Source organism: Pseudomonas sp. JL2 (assembly GCF_031570495.1).
GTDB classification, from domain to species: domain Bacteria; phylum Pseudomonadota; class Gammaproteobacteria; order Pseudomonadales; family Pseudomonadaceae; genus Aquipseudomonas; species Aquipseudomonas rhizophila.
This window is the reverse complement of record NZ_JAKUDH010000018.1, coordinates 26,970-46,212: the sequence shown is the minus strand read 5'-3', so window position 1 is coordinate 46,212 and position 19,243 is coordinate 26,970. Positions and strand designations below refer to the sequence as shown.

The 19,243-nt window shown below is 62.6% G+C and carries 3 protein-coding genes (1 of these 3 running past the window's edge); all 3 read right to left on the bottom strand.

Annotated elements, in window-relative coordinates:
- Positions 1-434: 434 nt before the first annotated feature.
- Positions 435-2,894, bottom strand: a complete 2,460-nt coding sequence (locus tag MKS85_RS20855; RefSeq protein ID WP_188251385.1) for a TonB-dependent receptor — start codon at positions 2,892-2,894, stop codon at positions 435-437.
- A gap of 335 nt (positions 2,895-3,229) precedes the next feature.
- Positions 3,230-6,460: a non-ribosomal peptide synthetase gene (locus MKS85_RS20850; protein WP_188251386.1), complete on the bottom strand. Its 3,231-nt coding sequence runs from the start codon at positions 6,458-6,460 to the stop codon at positions 3,230-3,232.
- Positions 6,457-19,243: the 3' portion of a non-ribosomal peptide synthase/polyketide synthase gene (locus MKS85_RS20845; protein ID WP_310663120.1), read on the bottom strand. It continues 743 nt past the right edge of the window; only the last 12,787 of its 13,530 coding nucleotides appear in the window; its start codon lies off the right edge, out of view — the gene reads right to left on this strand; the stop codon is at positions 6,457-6,459. The genes MKS85_RS20850 and MKS85_RS20845 overlap by 4 nt, the downstream gene beginning before the upstream one ends.

Sequence of the window (19,243 nt, the reverse complement as noted above, 5' to 3'; positions counted from 1 at the left end):
CAAAGCGCTTCTGCCCCACCACTCGGCACCTGGCTTAGGCTCGGTGTGCCTGAACCACCGCTATCGCGAGCAGGCTCGCTCCCACAGGTTTTTGTGTCGTTTGCAGATGCTGAGGACACCAGCAAACTCATGTGGGAGCGAGCCTGCTCGCGATGACGTCGGCACATCCAACATCCTCGCAAGCTGACCCGCCGCTTTCGCGAGCAAGCTCGCTCCCACAATTGGATTGAGTTCCCCCGTAAGAACAGGTCGGCTATAAGGCCGCCTCGCGTCGGACGTTGATCTCGGCGCCCCGTTAACCACGCTGGCCGAACGCAGGCATTGCGCAGTGGGCACCTCGGCAAAAAAAACGGCGCTTCCCCGTCTCGAAAAGCGCCGTTTCCTTAAGTGAACAGCACCACCCACAAGGCAGGTCTATTTCACTCTCGCGAGGATCAGAACTGCGGTTTGTACGTCACGCTGAACATCATGTTGCGTGGATCACCGTAGTAATTGTTCGCGCTGAGCTGACTGTAGGACGGAATAAAGTACTTCTTGTCGAATATGTTGTTGAAGTTCACCGCCAGATTCACTTCATCGTTCAGGTCATACCCCACTCGCGAGCTCCAAATGGAGAAGCCGGGCTGATCGAATTGGCGATCGTAGCTGACCGTGCTGCTCTGGGTGTTGACCCCAGCACCGACGCTGACCTTGTGCCAATCACCCGGCAACCGATAGTCGGCCCAGATGCGTACCATGTGCTTGGGTGTCCAAGTACTGAACACCTTGCCTTTGTTATCCACGTCTTCCAGAAACTTGGTGGTGTTGTAGGTGTAGCTGCTCGAAACCTGCAAGCCTGGCGCCACTTCGCCACTGACTTCAGCTTCAAAGCCCTGGCTTCTGACCTTGCCCGAGGCCACCGAACAGTACCAGCCATCACAAGCGAAACCACCGCTGATGTCGCTGACTGCGCGGTTCTCGTGATCGTAACGGAAGATCGCAAACGAGGTATTGAGCTGGCCATCCATCAGCTCGCCCTTGAGGCCCAGCTCGTAGTTGGTGCCCTCGACCGGCTTGAGGATCGATTGATTTGTATCCCGCACGGTTTGGGGAATGAACACATCAGAGTAGCTGGCGTAGGCCGACCATTGCTCGTTCAGGGCGTAGACCAGTCCGTAGTAGGGTGTGACTTTGCCGCTGTGCTTGGCCGTGCTGCTTGAGGTACCGTTCGCAACACGGGCGAAGTAGGTCTGCGCATCATAGGAAAAGTCATACCAACTGGCTCGCGCACCGACAATCAGTGTCAGCGGCTCAGTCACGTTGACGCGCCAGGTGCCGTAAATGCCCTTCTGCCGCACGTCATAGGTGCTTTCGGTCAAGTTCGCACTGTCGGCGATGCTGTCAAAGGTTGGAAACGGTCGATGATGATCGATGTTGTCGATGTCCACGCCGGGAGTAAAAGCCCGGGCGAAAGCATCGTTGGTTTTGAGCTTGGAGTAGTTGGTACCCAGCATCACGTTCTGTTTGAACGACAGTGCTTCGAAGTCACCATTGACATAGGCATCGAACCCAAGGGTCTTGGTGGAGAAGTCGGTGGAATAATCCGCATAACGCGCACCGCTACCATCAGCCGCTATCGTCCCGGTGATGAACTGATACGTCGCTTCATTGGACTCGTTCATCGCCATCGCAGCGGCTTTGGCCTTCCAGTGATCATTGAAGCGGTGCTCCAGATCCAGGAACACCGAGGTCTGATCATTCACCGCACGGTTCCAACTGGCGCCGGCAAACGAGGAGCGCCCCAAGTTCAAGGCAGTGCCATCGCTATAACGCGGCAGACCGATCAGATAAGGGGTGGAGTGGCCTTTTTTGTTGCTGGCACCGATGCCAAGCACCGTATCCGGGCTCAGGTCGAAATCCACAGCGCCATAGACTGTCTGCTCCCAGTTCGACACGTAGTCGGTGAAGGAATTGCCTTTTTCATAATTGACCACGGCCCGACCGCGAATGGTGCCTTCGGAGTTCAGCGGGCCGCCGACATCAGCTTGACTTGCATAGCGATCCCAACTACCGGCCTTGGCGCTCAACGTAACCGTTGGCGCGGCTTGCGGGCGTTTGCGCACCATATTGATCGCGCCACCAGGGCTGTTGGCACCCTGCAACAGGCCGGCAGCGCCACGCAAGAATTCCATGCGGTCGTAAATAGCCATGTTTTCGGTAATGTAGCTGCCCAGCGAGTACACGTTACGCGGGACCGGTACACCGTCGTACTGCAGCGCTTCGATGTCGAAACCACGGGCATAGATGAACATGCCGGGACCGGGTGATTTGATCGAGCTCATTCCTGGGGTGTTTTCAATCGCCTGGGTCAGGTTGGTGATGTTCTGGTCATCCATGCGCTTGCGAGTCAATACGCTGACCGACTGAGGGATATCCTTGAGCTTCTGTTCCCCTTTTCCGATGGTCACCGCCCCCGTGGTGTAAGAGTTACTGCCCTCGGTGGTCACACCCAATTGCTGGCCGCTGATAGTGGTCGCGCCCAGCTCAAGGGCTTGGGCAGAACCGCGCAGCAGCATCAGGGTATTGCCCTCAACGCTGTACCGCACCCCCGTGCCCTTGAGCAATTCGGTGAGGGCCGCCTGCGGGCTCATCTTGCCGCTGACGCGGTTGCTTTTCAGCCCGGCCATATCGCCGGCGTTGTAGATCACTTGCTGGTTGGTCTGCTGACCGAACGCTTGCAGTGCCTGGGGCAGCGATTGCGCAGGGATGTCGATGCTGACGTCTTCAGCCATCACCTGAGCGCTGAGTGGCAGCAGGCAGACCAGCCCCAGACCGGTCAACACCCGACGCGAACGCAGGCCGCGGGACATGACGAGTGCCTTGAACAGAGGTTTCAACTCATGAATGGATGACATCGTGCTCTCTATTATTGGTAGAAGTAAAAGTCCATGGGGCCGAAGGGCCCGCCGCTCGCCAGCACGAGAGAACCCGCACGGTCGATTGCCCCAAGGGCAATGTGTCAGTGCGGGGCCGACCGGCCCCTCCCCGGGCACGGTCATCCGGCTGGACGACGGCGAAATTTTTGCTGAACACATCCGGTGCCTGAGCGTCCTGCCCGACCCGATTTGTCCACATACCTAAGTAAGACGCAGCACCTGCCAAAAACCGGAATGAGTTTATTTATCATTCGCGAAAAAAGTTAAAAAAAAGCCGGCGCAGAGGGGCGTCGGCCTTTTGTTTCATGCGAGTGTCAGCTGCCTTGGGCCGCCTTGGCGGCTTGCAGCTGCCGAGCCTGTTCGGTCAGGAGGGCCTTTTCCTCGGGACTCATCGCCTCCATGCGCAGGCGCACCTGGGCCATTTTTTCCAATTGCCCCGGACTGCTCTCCAGCACCCGCAAGGCCAGGGCCAACGACGCCACGGTCGGATGATCGAAGACCAGTCCCGGATGAATTTCGCACTGCAACAACTTGCGAATACCGGCCACCAGTTTGATCACCAGCAACGAATGACCTCCGGCGGCGAAGAAGTCGCGATCGATGCCCAATCGCTCAAGCCCAAGCAACTGCGCCATGCGCGCGGCGAGCAATTGCTCCAGCGCATCGCGTGGCGCGGCGTCTTCATCGTCCGCTGTAGCCACCGCCAACTGCTGCAGTGCGTGGCGATCGATCTTGCCGTTGGCCAGTCGCGGGAATCGTTCGATCAGATGCACGTGCTGCGGCACCATCACGCTGGGCAAGCGGGCGCTCAGCTCAGCGCGCGCGGCGTCGAGCAAGCCCGTCGACAGTCCCTGCTGCGCCACGACAAAAGCCAACAGCCCCTGCTCGGCCGACGCTGCCGGCAACACCAATGCTTCGGCCACCTGTGGCATGCGCACAAGCACGGCCTCGATCTCCGCCAGTTCAATACGGAACCCACGCACCTTGACCTGCTGATCGCGCCGACCATATAGCTGGATCGCCCCGTCCGGCCGATAACGCGCCAGGTCACCGGTGCGATATAACCGCTGCGCCGGATCAAAGGGACTCTGGATGAACGCCTGCGCATCGGCCTCGGCATTCAGATAGCCCCGGCACAACTGCGCTCCGCCCAGGTACACCTCACCCAGCACGCCCACCGGCGCCAAACGCAGATCGGCGTCCAGCACGTAAACCTGATTGTTGCCCAGCACCTGGGTCAGCGCCGAACAGTCGCCGGCCGCGCCGTTCAGTGACAGCGGATGAATCATTACCCCCACCGTGGCTTCGGTCGGCCCGTAGTGGTTGAACACCCGGCAATCGCTGCGCAACCGGGCGATGCGCTCGACCAACGTCGGCGCAATCGGCTCACCGCCAAGCACCAGGGTGCCCGGCAGCAGCGCCCGCTCACTGTCGAGCAGCGCCGCGAGGTGCGAGGGCACGATTTTCAGGCAGTCGATCTGCTGCTGTTGCAGGTACTGGGCAAACAACACGCCGTCCTGCATCTGCTCATCGCTGGCCACATGCAGGGTCGCGCCGTTGAACAACGCGCCAAACAACGCCGTATTACCCAGGTCCGCCGCCACGCTGGAACTGAAACCGACGTTCTTGCACTGGGCAAGCCCCAGCGCCTGACTGGCCTGGGCGGTGTAGTTGAGCAGTTGCCGATGCTCGATCACCACGCCTTTGGGCACACCGGTGGAGCCGGAGGTAAACAACACATAGGCGATATCGTTGCCCTGGGTGGCGAGCGCCGGCAGTGGCGTAGCCGGATGGCTCAGCTCAGCCGCGGTCAGCGCCTTATACGGCTGATCCTGCCAGGCCGGCAGATGCGCCGCATCGGTCAACAACAACGCCGCGCCGGCCTGTTCCAGCATCAACGCCTGACGCGCCTGGGGCCACTGCACATCAAGGGGCAGATACGCCGCACCAAGGCGCCAGCTCGCCAGCATTGCAATCACCAGATCCACCGAGCGCGGCAACGCCAGCGCGACCATCGAACCGGCGCCCACGCCTTGCTGCTTGAGGCCCTGCGCCATGCTGTCGACCCGGGCTTGCAACTGGCCGTAGCTCATTTGCTGACGGGCGTCGGTCAGGGCAATGGCGTTCGGTGTATGCAACGCCAGATCGGCGATGCGCTGCGGCAGATAACGGCCATCAGCTAACGCGTGCATGGCGGGGTTGATTGCCAGCAAGCGCTGCTCTGCGGTGCGACTCAACAGATCGAGCCGCGCCAATGCGGTGTGTGGAGCGGCAAGGATCGACGCCAACAGCACGCCGTACTGTTCCAACACGGCGCTGGCCGAGGCCGGCGAGTAACGCGAGCTGGCGTAATGCAGATTGACCGCGGCAAGCTGCTGGGCAGCGTTCAATTGCACCTGCAACAGCAACTCGAATGGATCTGCCGGCACCCGCACGGACTCTGCAACAGCCCAGTTAAGGCCGCCACTGTTGCCGGCCCGGTTCGCCTGCGCCAGCGTAAAGCCGTAGGCCGGGCGCGCCGCCTCAGGCGACAGTTCCGGCGCCCAGTATTCCTGCCAGGTGCGATGGGCTTCCAGGCGCGCCGCCAGCTCGTCCAGCCACTCGCTGAACGACACCGTCGCGGGCAATGAAACGCTAAGCGGCAGGGTTTGCTCGAACACGCCCACAGCATTGGCGAAGTATTCATAGTCGCCACGGCTGTCATGACGCACGCCCACCAGCGCCTGATCAAGGCCGCTCAAACGTCCCAGCAACACCCACCACGCGCCTTGCAACACCGTGGCAAGCGGCTGACCGAGCTGCTCGGCCAACCGTTGCAACGCATCGCGCTGGGCCGGTTCCAGGGTCAGCGACACACTGGTATCAGCGGCCCCCGTCTCACTGCCGGCGCTGCGCGCAGCCAACCACGGTGTGGCGATGTCCGTCTGCACGCCTTGCAGGTAATGCTGCCAATAGGTTCGTCCGGTGGCGGCATCTTCATCAAGCACCACCTCACTGCGCCATTCCAGGTACTGGGCAAACTCGCCCGGTGCTTCGTCTTCCGACGCCTGAACTGCGGCGTACGCTTGCTGGATTTGCTCCAGCAGCAGATTCAGCGATTGCGCATCGGCACTGTAGCGAGCGATACCCAGCACCAGTTGCCATTGCTGCGGCGCCAGACGATAAAGCACGGCCTGGACGTTTGGCGATTCGCCCACCACAAAAGCACAGCCCAGCGAATCCTTGATCTGCGCCTGGACATCCTCGGTCCGTTGCTCGCCTGCCTGTATCGTCAGCGGGAAACGAGCGGCGCCGCTGGCGACCTGACGCAAACCGTGGAAACCGGCCACTTTGTCCAGCCGCGCCAGCAGCATTGGCTGCTGTGCCAGGAGCGTATCGAACGCGATCTGCAATCGCTGCGGATCGAGATCGCCGTCGATGACCACGCTCAGCCAACGCAATGCTTCGCCACAGGTCGCCGTGCTCGACAGTTGCTCGAGCATCGCTTGTTGCTCGGGGGTCAAGGCAAAGCCGGGGTCCTGCTGGTCCATCAATACCTCGTTCATGCTCCGGTTTCCTCCAGGTTGCGGATGCCCTGGATGGCCGTCCCGGCATCGGCCTGGCCCTCCAGCGCGCTGCGCTCATACATATCGCCCATGGCAACCACGATCTTGCGGGGGCCCTCGAACGGGTCGCGGGCGTGGGCCACCAACATGTTGTCCAGCAGGATCACGTCGCCCTTGCGCCAGTCGAAACGCACCGCACAGGCTTCATACAAATCACCGATGCGCGCCATCACCTCATCCTCAATCGGTGTGCCATCGCCGTAATACACATGCCGAGGCATGCGCTCCAGACCGAACATCGACAGCAGGTCCTCCCGCACATCCGGCTCCAGCCAATAGATGTGATGCAATTGCACCTGATTGAAGAACGACTTCTCCCCGGTGATCGGGTGCGTGATGATCGCCGGCCCCGGTGTGCGGGTCTGCAACTCGTCGTTGTCGAGCCAGCGCCACTGGATACCGCCCGCCCGACACCGGGCCTCAACTTCGCGGCGGTCCTCGGTCTTGAAAAAGTGCTGCCACGACACGTCGAGTTTGTCGGTGAAGGTGCGCACATACAGCAGCCCTTTGTCTTCGAACTTCTCGCGAAGGTCCGACGGCAGTTTTTCGTACATCAACCGGCAATCCACCACTGGAGTCGCACCGCCCACAGGCGCGGCTTGCTCGCAATAGAACATTTGCTTGCGCGGCCAGCGGTCCTGATGGGAGCTTTCGTTGTGGAACAGAATCATCTTGCGCTCCGGGTACGGCGTGGAACGGTAGGTGTTCTTGCCCCCTTCCTTCTTCGGCAAATCGCCGTACTGACCATAAAGGCCGGGCTGGATCGCTTCGGCGAACGCTTCAAAGCCCTGGATGCCATCCAGTTCAAAACCGCGGAACAGAATGCCCGCATGTTCGGCCAGCTTTTGCTCGATCAGCGGCCGGTTCTGATGAATCCACTCGATGACATCCAGCTGGGGTTCACCCGGCTCCAGCATCAACGGGAATCGCTGCGGTGCTGCCACCAGTGATTCACGCACCCGCGCCGGTCGAGGCTTGGCGAGCGGTGTCACCGAGCGTTTGAGAAACTTGCCCAGCTTATCGGCCTTGGGCCCCGGGACGGTGGCAGGCTTGGCGGCGGCCGCCAAGTTGTCGACTGGCATGCTGATAGCTCCCAATTGAATGTCCTGATCAGCGACGATCTGTTCCAACAGGGCGGTCCAGGCCTGAATCAGGTGCTGAATGTGCTCATGTCCGAACAAGGTTGTGGCGAATTGCCAAGTGCCGCGCAATTGCCCTTCTTCTTCGTCAACGAACAACGCCATGTCGAATTTAGAATGGGTCTCCAACGCCGGCAGCAATTCCACGCTCAACCCCTTTATGGAGCGGGTGCGCACCGGCACGTTGTTCATCACGAACAACACCTGGAGCAAGGGATTCATGCCCTTGTGTCGTGGCACGCCTGAGGCTTCGACAATCTGGTCGAACGGCAAGTCCTGATGCTCCAGGGCGCCAAGCAGGTTGTCCTGGGTTTGCGCCAAAAAGCTTGCGAACGTGGCATCGGCGTCCAAGCGCGAACGCAGGGGCAGCACGTTGACGAAGAAACCGATCAGCCGCTCCAGCTCCGGCTGTTCACGACCCGCCACGTCGGCGCCAACCACCAGATCTTGCGCAGCGCAGAGCCGATGCAATAACACCTGGAAGGACGCCAGCAGCGTGCTGTACAGCGTGACCCCGGCTTCGCTGGACAACCGGCGCAAGGCTCCGGTCAGCCCGGTGGGAAGCTGGAACTGCAGCGCATCGCCGTCATAGGAGGCGGTCTGGCCCCGAGGGCGGGCCAGCGGCAGGTTCAGGCGCCCCTCGTAGCCGCTGAGCCGGTGTTTCCAGTAGTCAGCCTGACGCGCCAGTACGCCCTGCTCTTCCAGCGCCTGCTGCCACAAGGCGAAGTCATGGTACTGAATCTCCAGGGGCGCCAGCGGCATCGGTTCACCCTTGAGGGATGCCTCGTAGACCTGCACCAGTTCGTTGATCAGCAGCCCCATCGACCAGCCATCGGAGATGATGTGATGCATGGCGTACAGCAACACATGTTCGGTCGGCCCCAGGTGCAGGATCCGTCCGCGCAGCAGCGGTGCCTGCTCCAGATCGATCGGGGTGCGGGCATTTTCCAGCGTCGCCTGGGCCACCTGTTCCTGCCGGGCACTGGGCGACAGGCCAGACAGGTCGATCACCGGAAAGTCCAGTCGGACCTCATCGGCAATCAGCGCCACCGGATCCCCTTCTTCGTTTTGGCGATACGCAGTGCGCAATACGTCATGACGGCGTACCACGTCGGCAAAGCTGCTCATCAGACGCTCCACCGACAACTCGCCGCACAGGCGCAGCGCCATGGGCATGCCATACGCCGAAGTGCCGCCGGACAATTGTTCGGCGACCCACAAACGTCGCTGCACCAACGACAGCGGCGCGGAACGGCGTGGCCCATGGGCCTGGAGCCGCACCCCACGGGAATCGCCCGCCCGGACCGGTCCATCGACGGTGCCGGCCATCAGCGCCGCCAGCGCCTTGAGCTGCGGATGATCGAACAGGTCACGCAGGCTCAGCGGATAGCCGGTCAGCTTACGCAAGCGTGAAACGGCCTGGGTCGCCAGCAATGAGTGACCACCGCGCTCGAAGAAGTGGTCGTTGCGACCGACCTGTTCCAGCTCCAGCACCTCTTGCCAAACACCGGCAATCTGTTGCTCCAGCGCCCCTTCCGGCGCCACGAAGCCTTGCTGCGACTGGCTGGCGTCGAACCGAGGCAGCACCTTGCGTTCCAGTTTGCCGTTAGGGCTCACCGGCATGCGCTCAAGCAATACCCAGTGCTGCGGGACCATGTAGTCCGGCAAATGCTGGCTCAAGTGGGCCTTCAATGCCTGCTCGAATTCGTGGCGGATGTCGTCTTCGGCACTCAACAACGCCTGACGCTGTGGCACCACATAGCCCACCAGCACCGCACCGTCCTGGGCGATCACTACGGTTTCGCGGACCTGCGCATGCTCGGCCAGCCGCGCCTCGATCTCCCCCAACTCGATGCGCAGGCCACGGATTTTCACCTGATGGTCCATGCGCCCGGCGTACTCGATGACGCCGTCGGCACGGTAGCGCGCCAAATCGCCGGTCCGGTACAGGCGCGAGCCGTCTCCGAACGGGCTGGTGACGAAGCGCTCAGCCGTCAACGACGGGCGAGCATGGTAACCGCGAGCCAGGCCTTCACCGCCCAAGTACAACTCGCCCGTCACCCCCACCGGCAACGGCGAAAGGTTGTGGTCGAGGATAAACGTACTCAGGTTGGCAATCGGCTGACCGATCGGCACCGCATCGCGGCCCTCGTCCACGCACGTCCAATGGGTCACGTCGATGGCCGCTTCGGTGGGACCGTACAGGTTATACAGACCGGCCGCCGGCAACTTGGCGAACACCTGCAATTGGGCGTCCACCGGCAAGGCTTCACCACTGCAAATAATCCGCGTCAGGCTCCGGCAACTGCCGACTGCGGGATCTTGCATGAACACCTGCAACATCGAAGGCACGAAGTGCAAGGTGGTGATCTGCTGCGTGGTGATCAGCTCGATCAGTTGCTCCGGATCACGGTGGGCACCCGGTGGCGCCATGACCAGGGTCGAACCGGTCAGCAATGGCCAGAAAAACTCCCAGACCGATACGTCGAAACTGAACGGTGTTTTTTGCAGCACACGGTCGCTCGCGTCCAGCTGATAGGCGTCCTGCATCCAGCACAACCGATTGACCAGGGCCGAATGCCGGTTGCCCGCACCCTTGGGTTTGCCGGTGGAACCGGAGGTGTAGATCACATAGGCCAGGTTTTCGCCGCTGAGTTCGACCACCGGATTGGCCTCGCTGCGGCCAGCCAGCCAGTCTCCCGGCTGATCCAGCACCAGGCTGCGCAGGCCCGCCGGCAGCGGTAATTGTTCAAGCAAGTGGCGCTGGGTCAGCAACAAGCCAATGCCGCTGTCTTCGAACATATAGGCCAGGCGATCCTGTGGATACTCAGGGTCCAGCGGTACGTAGGCGCCACCGGCCTTGAGGATCGCCAGCAGGCCGACCACCATTTCCACCGAACGCTCCACGGCGATACCCACCAACACATCCGGCCCGATGCCTTGCTCCATCAGTACATGGGCCAGTTGGTTGGCCTGGGCATTGAGGGCCGCATAGCTCAGCCGGTGCCCGGCAAATACCAGGGCACACGCATCAGGCGTCTTGACCACCTGCGCTTCAATCAGTCGCTGCACGCTGCAATCGTGCGGGTACGGCGTCGCGGTGGCGTTCCAAGCCTGCTGAACCCGTTGCTGTCCTGCATCGAGCAACGACAGTTGCCCCACCGAGCGCTCGCCGCCGAGCACCATCTGCTCCAGCAGATAACGCAGGGACTGGCCGATACCGACAATGTCGTCTGGCGCGAAGCTGGCGTGGTTGTAGCTCAAGAGCAACGACAGCGTGTCACCCAGGTTCACCGCCAGGGTCAGTGGATAGTTGGTTTGTTCATGATTGGCGACTTCACCGAAGCGCAACGTGTCCGGGGCGCCCTGCTGCAACGCCTGGGACACCGGATAGTTCTCGAACACCAGCAACGTGTCGAACAGCGCCGCACCGCCCTGCCCGGCCCAGCGCTGGATGTCGAACAGCGGCGTGTGTTCGTGCTCGCGCAGGCTCAGGTTCCGCCCCTGGACCTCTTGCAACCACTGGCCGATGCTCTGCTCCGCCCGCGGGCTGCCAACCAGCGGCAAGGTGTTGATGAACAGACCGATCTGTTGCTCCACGCCGGGAATATGCGCGGGACGTCCGGCCACGGTGGCGCCAAAGGCAACCACTGACTGCCCGGTGCAACGTTGCAGCAATAGCTGCCAGGCCGCTTGCACCAGTGTGTTGACCGTCACTTTCTGCTCGCGGGCAAAGGCATGCAGCCGGGCCGTGGCATGGGTATCGAGCACCTGCTCATATTCGCCGTGGCCGTCGCTTGCCTCGCCGCGATGGTCCCGGGCAAAGGCCCCCGCAAGGTGGGTCGGCTCGTCCAGTTCGGCCAGTTGTGCCGTCCAGAATTGCTCGCTGGCCTGTGGGTCCTGAAACGACAACCAGTCGATGTAGTCCCGATAACGTCCAGACGGTCGGGCCGGTGCCTGGCCGCTGTAGCGCTGCAACACTTCCCCCAGCAACTGCGAGTTGCTCCAGCCGTCCATCAGGATGTGATGGCTGGTGTAGATCAGGTGATAGCGGTCCTCTGCCACGCGCACCACCAGCAAGCGCAACAGCGGCGCCGCATCCAGCTCGAAACCCTGCTGGCGCTGCGCCAACGCCAGGGCGTCCAGGTTCTGGGATGGATTCGCTGCGGCGCCTCCATCGTGGAACAGGAATGCAACCTCCATCTGCTTGTGTACAACCTGCAGCGCCCGCTTGAAATCACCGTCCCAGACGAAACTGCTGCGCAGCACTTCATGGGTGTCCATGGCCGCCTGCCAGGCCTGGCGGAAGCGCTCGACGTCCAAGCCTGCGACATCAACACGCAGTTGATTGATGTAATTGCCGGCCTGCTGCTCATACAGCGTATGGAACAGCATGCCTTGCTGCATGGGCGACAACGGATAGATGTCTTCGATCTGCCGCGCAGCCAGCGGCAACGTGTCCAGCTGGGCCTGGGTCAACCCGGCCAGCGGGAAGTCCGACGGTGTGAAGCCCTGATGCCGGGTCTGGCAGCAGTGCTCGATCAACGCCTGCAGCTCCTGAGCGTAATCCAGGGCCAGCGCCTGGATCGTCGACTCATCGAACATCTGCGTGCTGAATGTCCAGTCGATGCTCAATTCGCCCGCGTAGACGCTGCCATTGAGCGTCAGCCAATTGTCCAGCGGCGCCAGCGGGCTCTGTGGCGCGCCCGCCGGTTCGCCAGCCGGAACAAACAGCCCAGCGGCGTCATCAGCAAATCCGCTGTCGAACTGGCCCAGATAGTTGAAGGTGATGCGTGGCACCGGCAACGCCTGCAGGGCACGCCGCGTCGACTCATCACCCAGGTAGCGCAGCACGGCGAATCCGAGGCCCTTGTCGGGTATCGCGCGCAATTGTTCCTTGATGGCCTTGATCGAATCCTCGGTGGTCGCGGCCGGTGTCAACCGGACCGGAAACAGACTGGTGAACCAGCCGACGCTGCGGCTCAAATCCAGGTCGTCGAACAGAACCTCGCGGCCATGGCCCTCCAACTGAATCAAGGTCGAGGCCTCCCCGGTCCAGCGACCGATCACCTGGGCCAGGGCCGTCAGGAGCAGATCGTTGACCTGGGTGCGATAGGCCGCTGGCGCTTGCTGCAAGAGTTGGCGGGTCTGGTTTTTATCCAGCCGCGTCTGGACCTGCGCCCCATGGCACCTGCGCAGTTCGCCCTGCGGCCGGTCACAGGGCAAATCGCCGTTAGCACCCTCAAGTTGCCCTTGCCAGTACGCCATCTGGGTTTGGAACGCTGCACTGCCCGCATGGGTTTTCAAGCGTTGCGCCCAGGCCTGTGTGGCAGTGGTTTTGGCCGGCAGTTTCGGCGCCTGGCCGGCCTGCAATTGTTCATAAGCCTGTTGCAGGTCTTCCAGCAGAATGCGCCAGGACACCCCGTCCACCACCAGGTGATGGATCACCAGCAACAGCCGTTGGCTGCCATCGGCCAGGTTCGCCAGGACACCGCGCAACAACGCGCCGCTTTCCAGGTCCAGGCTGCGCTGGGCTTGTTCGGCCAAGCGTTCCAGCGCCGGGGCATCTGCCACCTCAGCCGTCCACAACAGCGGTGAGCGACGCCAGGTCGCCTGCTGTTCGGCGAGTGTTTGATGGCGAGCGGTCCAGGCGTCGTCCTCACGCCTGAAGGCCAGGCGCAAGGCATCGTGATGGGCAACCAATGCCTGCAACGCCTGCTCCAGATGCCCGGCGTGTAAAGGCCGCAACCCCTTGAGCAGCACCGACTGGTTCCAGTGATGAGGCTCGGCCATAGGCTGATCGAAAAACCATTGCTGGAACGGCAGCAGCAGCGTCTCTCCCGTCACCGGCCCCTGATCGATAGCCAGCCCGCTGTCACCCAAGGTCGCCACGCTGGCCAGACCCTGGATGGTCTGATGTATGAACAGATCCTTGGGGCTGAAATGGATGCCTGACTGACGGGCCCGGCTGACCATCTGGATGGAGACAATCGAATCGCCACCCAGCTCGAAGAAGTTGTCGCTGAGCCCCACTTGCCCGCGCCCGAGCACGCTTTGCCAGATACCGGCCAACGCCTGTTCGATGGCGGTGACCGGTGCGATGTAAGCCTTGGGGTTGGCGGTGATATCGGCCTTGGGCAGCGCCTTGCGCTCCAGTTTGCCGTTGGGGCTGACGGGCATTTTTTCCAGCCACAACCAGTGCTGCGGCACCATGTAGTCGGGCAAGGCCTGGCTCAAATGCTCCTTGAGATGACCTTGCAGTGTCTGGCGAACGATGTCTTCGGCGGCCAGCAACTCGGCGCGCGCCGGCACCACGTAGGCCACCAGCAAGCTCCCGTCCTGAGCGATGACAACGGCTTCGCGCACGTCGTCGTGCTCGGCCAGGCGCGCTTCAATTTCACCCAACTCGATGCGCAGGCCACGGATCTTCACCTGATGATCCATCCGCCCGGCGTATTCGATCACGCCATCGGCGCGGTAGCGCGCCAGGTCGCCGGTGCGATACAGGCGCTGACCATTGCCGAAGGGGCCGGTCACGAACCGCTCGGCCGTCAGCGCCGGACGTCGATGGTAACCACGGGCCAGGCCCTCGCCCGCCAGGTACAGCTCGCCGATCACCCCTACTGGCACCGGTGACAGTTCATCATCGAGGATGCAGGTGCCGAGGTTGGCAATCGGTTGACCGATCGGCACGCTGTCGCGCCCCTCCTCGACACAGGTCCAATGGGTCACGTCGATGGCCGCCTCGGTCGGACCGTAGAGATTGTACAGGCCGGCGTTCGGCAGTTTGGCGAACACCTGCTGCTGCGCATCCACCGGCAAGGCTTCGCCGCTGCACACGATGCGTTTCAGGCTGGTGCATTCGGCCACGTGTGGGTCTTGCAGGAAAGCCTGCAACATCGACGGCACGAAGTGCAGCGTGGTGATGCGCTGCGCGGTGATCAGTTCGATCAGTTGCGTCGGGTCGCGATGAGCGCCCGGCGCGGCCACCACCAGCGTCGAGCCGGTCAGCAGCGGCCAGAAAAACTCCCAGACCGACACGTCGAAACTGAACGGCGTTTTTTGCAGCACGCTGTCGTCCGCGTCCAGCCGATACGCGTCCTGCATCCAGCACAGCCGGTTGACCAACGCCGAATGACGGTTACCCGCGCCCTTGGGCTTGCCGGTGGAACCCGAGGTGTAGATCACATACGCCAGGTTTTCGCCGTCGAGTCTGACGTGCGGATTGGCGTCGCGGCCTGCTTGCAGCCCGTCATCGGGCAGATCCAGCACCAGGCTGCGCAGCCCCGGCGGGATCGGCAATTGTTCGAGCAAGTGGCTTTGGGTCAGCAGCAAACCGATACCGCTGTCTTCGAACATATAGGCCAGGCGCTCCTGCGGATATTCCGGGTCCAGCGGCACGTAGGCACCGCCGGCCTTGAGAATCGCCAACAGCCCCAGCACCATTTCCACGGAACGTTCCACGGCAATGCCCACCAGCACATCCGGACCGACACCCTGCTCGATCAGCCGGTGAGCCAGGCGATTGGCCCGGGCGTTGAGCTGGGCATACGTCAGGCGTTGCTCGCCGAAAACCAGCGCCGGGGCGTCCGGGGTTCGCCGCACCTGCTCTTCGATCAACCCATGCACACTGCGATCGAGGGGGTATTGCGCCGTCGTCGCGTTCCAGTCGAGCAGCATCCGCCGCCGTTCGTCAGCGTCCAGTAGCGCCCACTGCGCAACGGGCCGATGCAGGTCCTGCACCAGGCCTTGCAACAGGTTGAGCCAGTGCCGGCCCATGCGCTCGATGGTGGCCGGCTCGAACAGATCCGTGGCGTAGGTCAGGGCGGCGTGCAGGCCTTGCGGGCTATCGCTGGTATCCAGGCTCAGGTCGAATTGTGCGGTGCGCTGTTCCCAGCCAAGCGGTTCGACCGCCAGGCCTGGCAAGGCATTGGCCAGTGCCGCACCGGTTTCGTTGCGGTGGTTGAACATGGCCTGGAACAACGGGCTGTGGCTCAGGTTGCGCTGCGGTTGCAAGGCATCGACCAATTGCTCGAACGGCAGGTCCTGATGCATCTGCGCCGCCATGGCTGTCTGCTTGAGTTGTTGCAGCAAATCCGCACCGGTCAGATCACGGTGGAATTCGGCCCGCAGCACCTGGGTATTGACGAAGAAACCGATCAACCGCTCGGTTTCCAGGCGATGACGGTTGGCAATCGGCACCCCGACGCGGATGTCGGCCTGACCGCTGTAGCGATGTAGCAGCGCCTGGAAAGAACCGAGCAACAGCACGAACAGCGTGACGTTTTCCCGTCGGGCCAGGGCTTTGAGGGCGTCGCTCAGCGAGCGATCCAGCACAATCGGCAAACGCGCGCCGCGCAGGCTTTGCTGCGCCGGGCGCGGATGGTCCGTGGGCAGCTCCAACAGCGGTTGCTCGCTGCCCAGTTGCCCGGTCCAGTAGGCCAGTTGTCGCTCCCGTTCGCCGGCGGCCATCCATTGTCGCTGCCAGACGGCATAGTCGGCGTATTGCACCGCCAGAGGCGGCAACTGCGCAGGCTGTTCCTGAATGAACGCCGAATACAGACTCATCAGGTCGTCGACCATCACCTGCAACGACCAGGCGTCGGCAACGATGTGATGCACGGTCAGGACCAGAATGTGCTCCTGCTCGCTCAACTCAAGCAGCGCCACGCGCAACAGCGCCTCGCTCAGCAGATCGAACGGGCGTTGCGTCTGCTGCTCGAGGAACGCCTGAATACTGGCCTCGTCAGCCACTGCCAGGCGTTGCTCGACGAAGTGGACCTGCCCCTGTGGGCGAATCACCTGGCAGGTGCGGCCATCGTCCTCCACGAACTCCGTGCGCAGGCTTTCGTGACGTTGCAGCAGCGCTTCAAAACTCTGGCGCAGGGCGATTTTGTCCAGCGCACCGCGCATCCGCAGCGCGGTCGGAATATTGTAGGCGGCGCTGTCGGGGTCCATTTTCCACAGGAACCACTGGCGTTCCTGGGCAAACGACAGCGGCAGCGGTGCGTCACGCGACACCGGCACCATCGCAGGCGCCTGCTCGCCTTGGCCGGCGTCGAGAGCATTGACGAAGTCCTGCAATGTGCTGTGTTCGAACAGGCTGCGCAGCGGCACTTCGATAGCCAACGTTCGACGGACCCGAGACACCACCTGGGTGACCAGCAGCGAGTGCCCGCCCAATTCGAAGAAGTTGTCCTCCAGCCCTACCCGCTCAAGCTTGAGCACCTCCTGCCAGATCGCCGCCACCTGTTGCTCACGCTGACTGCGGGGCGCCACGAAAAGCCGCTGCACATCGCCCACATCGGGCGCCGGCAACGCCTTGCGATCGACCTTGCCATTGGGCGTCAGCGGCAGTTGTGCCAGGAACACCAGGTGCGCCGGAACCATGTACTCGGGCAATTGCGCCTTGAGCGCGGCCTTGAGCGAAGCGCGTAACGAAGCCTCGTCCGCTGCTTCACCGATCGCGGGCACCACGTAACCCACCAGTTGCGCACCGGTCGGGGCCTCATGGGCCACCACCACGGTTTCCCGCACAGTGTCCTGGGCCAGCAATGCGGCTTCGATTTCACCCAGCTCGATACGCAAGCCGCGAATCTTGACCTGATGGTCGATGCGTCCGATGTACTCGACCACGCCTTCGGCCCGATAACGGGTCAGGTCGCCGGTGCGGTACAGCCGCTCGCCACAGGTGGAGAACGGGTCCGGCACAAACCGTTCGGCGGTCAACGCCGGACGTTGAAAGTAGCCGCGGGCCAGCCCGTCGCCGCCGATCAGCAACTCACCCGGGGCGCCCGGAGGGTTGAGCGTCAGGTCACTGCCTACGATGTACAGGGCGGTGTTGTCCAGCGGCTTGCCCAGGAACGGACGGCTGTTTTCCAGACTCAGCGGATGCACCGCCGACCAGATCGTGGTTTCGGTCGGGCCATAGAGATTCCAGACCTTCGGCGAAAGCGCCAGCAGTCGTTGCGCCAACTCCAGGGGCAACGCCTCGCCGCCGCAGAGGAACGTGCGACCGGCCAGCACCGCCGAGTGCTCATGATCCAGCAACATGCGCCAGCTCGAAGGTGTGGCTTGCAGCACGCTCACATCGTGACGCTCGATCAGCGCCAGCACCGCTTGTGGATCCTGATGCACGTCCTGGCCGGTCAGCACCACGCTGGCCCCGGCCGACAACGGCCCGTAGATTTCCAGGCCAAAAATGTCGAAGGAAAACGTCGTCAGCGACAGCATGCGATCGCTGGCCGTGATGCCTGGCCGGGCGATCATGCTGGTGACGAAGTTGCTCAGCGCGCCATGGCGGACCATGACGCCCTTGGGTTTACCGGTGGAACCGGAGGTGTAGATGACGTAGGCCAGGTGCTCGGTGGTCAATGGCACCGCCGGGCATGTGGACGGTGCGGCCTGCCACGCGGCGTCCGGCTGGTCCAGCAACAGGGTGCGCAGGGTCGCCGGGATCGGCAGTTGAGCCTGCAAGCGGGCCTGGGTCAGCAGCAACTCGATGCCGCTGTCCTGGATCATGTAGGCCAGGCGGTCCTCGGGGTACGCCGGGTCCAGCGGCACATAAGCGCCGCCGGCCTTGAGAATCGCCAGCAGGCCGACAAGCATCTCGGCGCTGCGCTGCACCGCGATGCCCACCGGCTGGTCCGGCGTCACGCCCAGGCCGATCAAGCGCTGGGCGAGTTGGTTGGCGCGGGCCTCCAGTTGCCCGTAGCTCAAGGTCTGTCCATCAATGCTCAGCGCCAGTGCATCAGGCGTTATCCGCGCCTGTTCGGCGATGCGCTGGTGCACGCACAGGGCGTCGCTGCCATGGTCGACCACGCGGTGCCAGTCTTGCTGTGTGCGGCGCTGCTGGGCGGTGTCGAGCAGCGGCAACTCACCGATGCGCTGCTGCGGCGCATCGACGATGCCCTGCAACAGGTTCTGCCAGTGGCGGGCCAGGCGTTCGATGGTGTGGGGTTCGAACAGGTCGGTGGCATAAGTCAGCTCCGCCGCGACACCCTGCCCGGTTTCATAAGTGCCCAGGGTCAGATCGAACTGAGCGGTGCGCCCTTCCCACACCAGGTCTTCGACGCTCAAGTGCGGCAGTTGCAGTTGCCGATCCTGGGTGTCGCTGGCGGTCTGGTGGTTGAACATGACCTGGAAGATCGGACTGTGGCTGAGGCTGCGCTCAGGTTGCAGGGCCTCGATCAACTGCTCGAACGGCAAGTCCTGATGAGCCTGGGCCGCCATGGCCGACTGCTTGACCTGCGCGAGCAAACGGTCGAACGGCAGTTGTCCATCCACGTGGGCGTTGAGCACCTGAGTGTTGACGAAAAAGCCGATCAGGCCCTCGGTCTCGACCCGATTGCGGTTAGCCACCGGCACGCCGACGCGGATCTGCGGCTGGCCGCTGTAGCGATGCAGCAAGGCCTGGAACGAGGCCAGCAAGACCATGAACAGACTGGCGCCTTCGCGCTGGGCCAACTGTTTGAGCGCCGCGCCCAGTTCCGGCGGCAGGTTCAGGTCCAGGCGCGCACCGCGAAAACTCTGCACGGGCGGGCGCGGATGATCGAGGGGCAACTCCAATACCGGTTGTTCGTCG

Coding starts and splice junctions, on each gene's coding strand:
- MKS85_RS20855 (WP_188251385.1), bottom strand. CDS start 2,894: ATGTCATCCATTCATGAGTTGAAACCTCTGTTCAAGGCACTCGTCATG.
- MKS85_RS20850 (WP_188251386.1), bottom strand. CDS start 6,460: ATGAACGAGGTATTGATGGACCAGCAGGACCCCGGCTTTGCCTTGACC.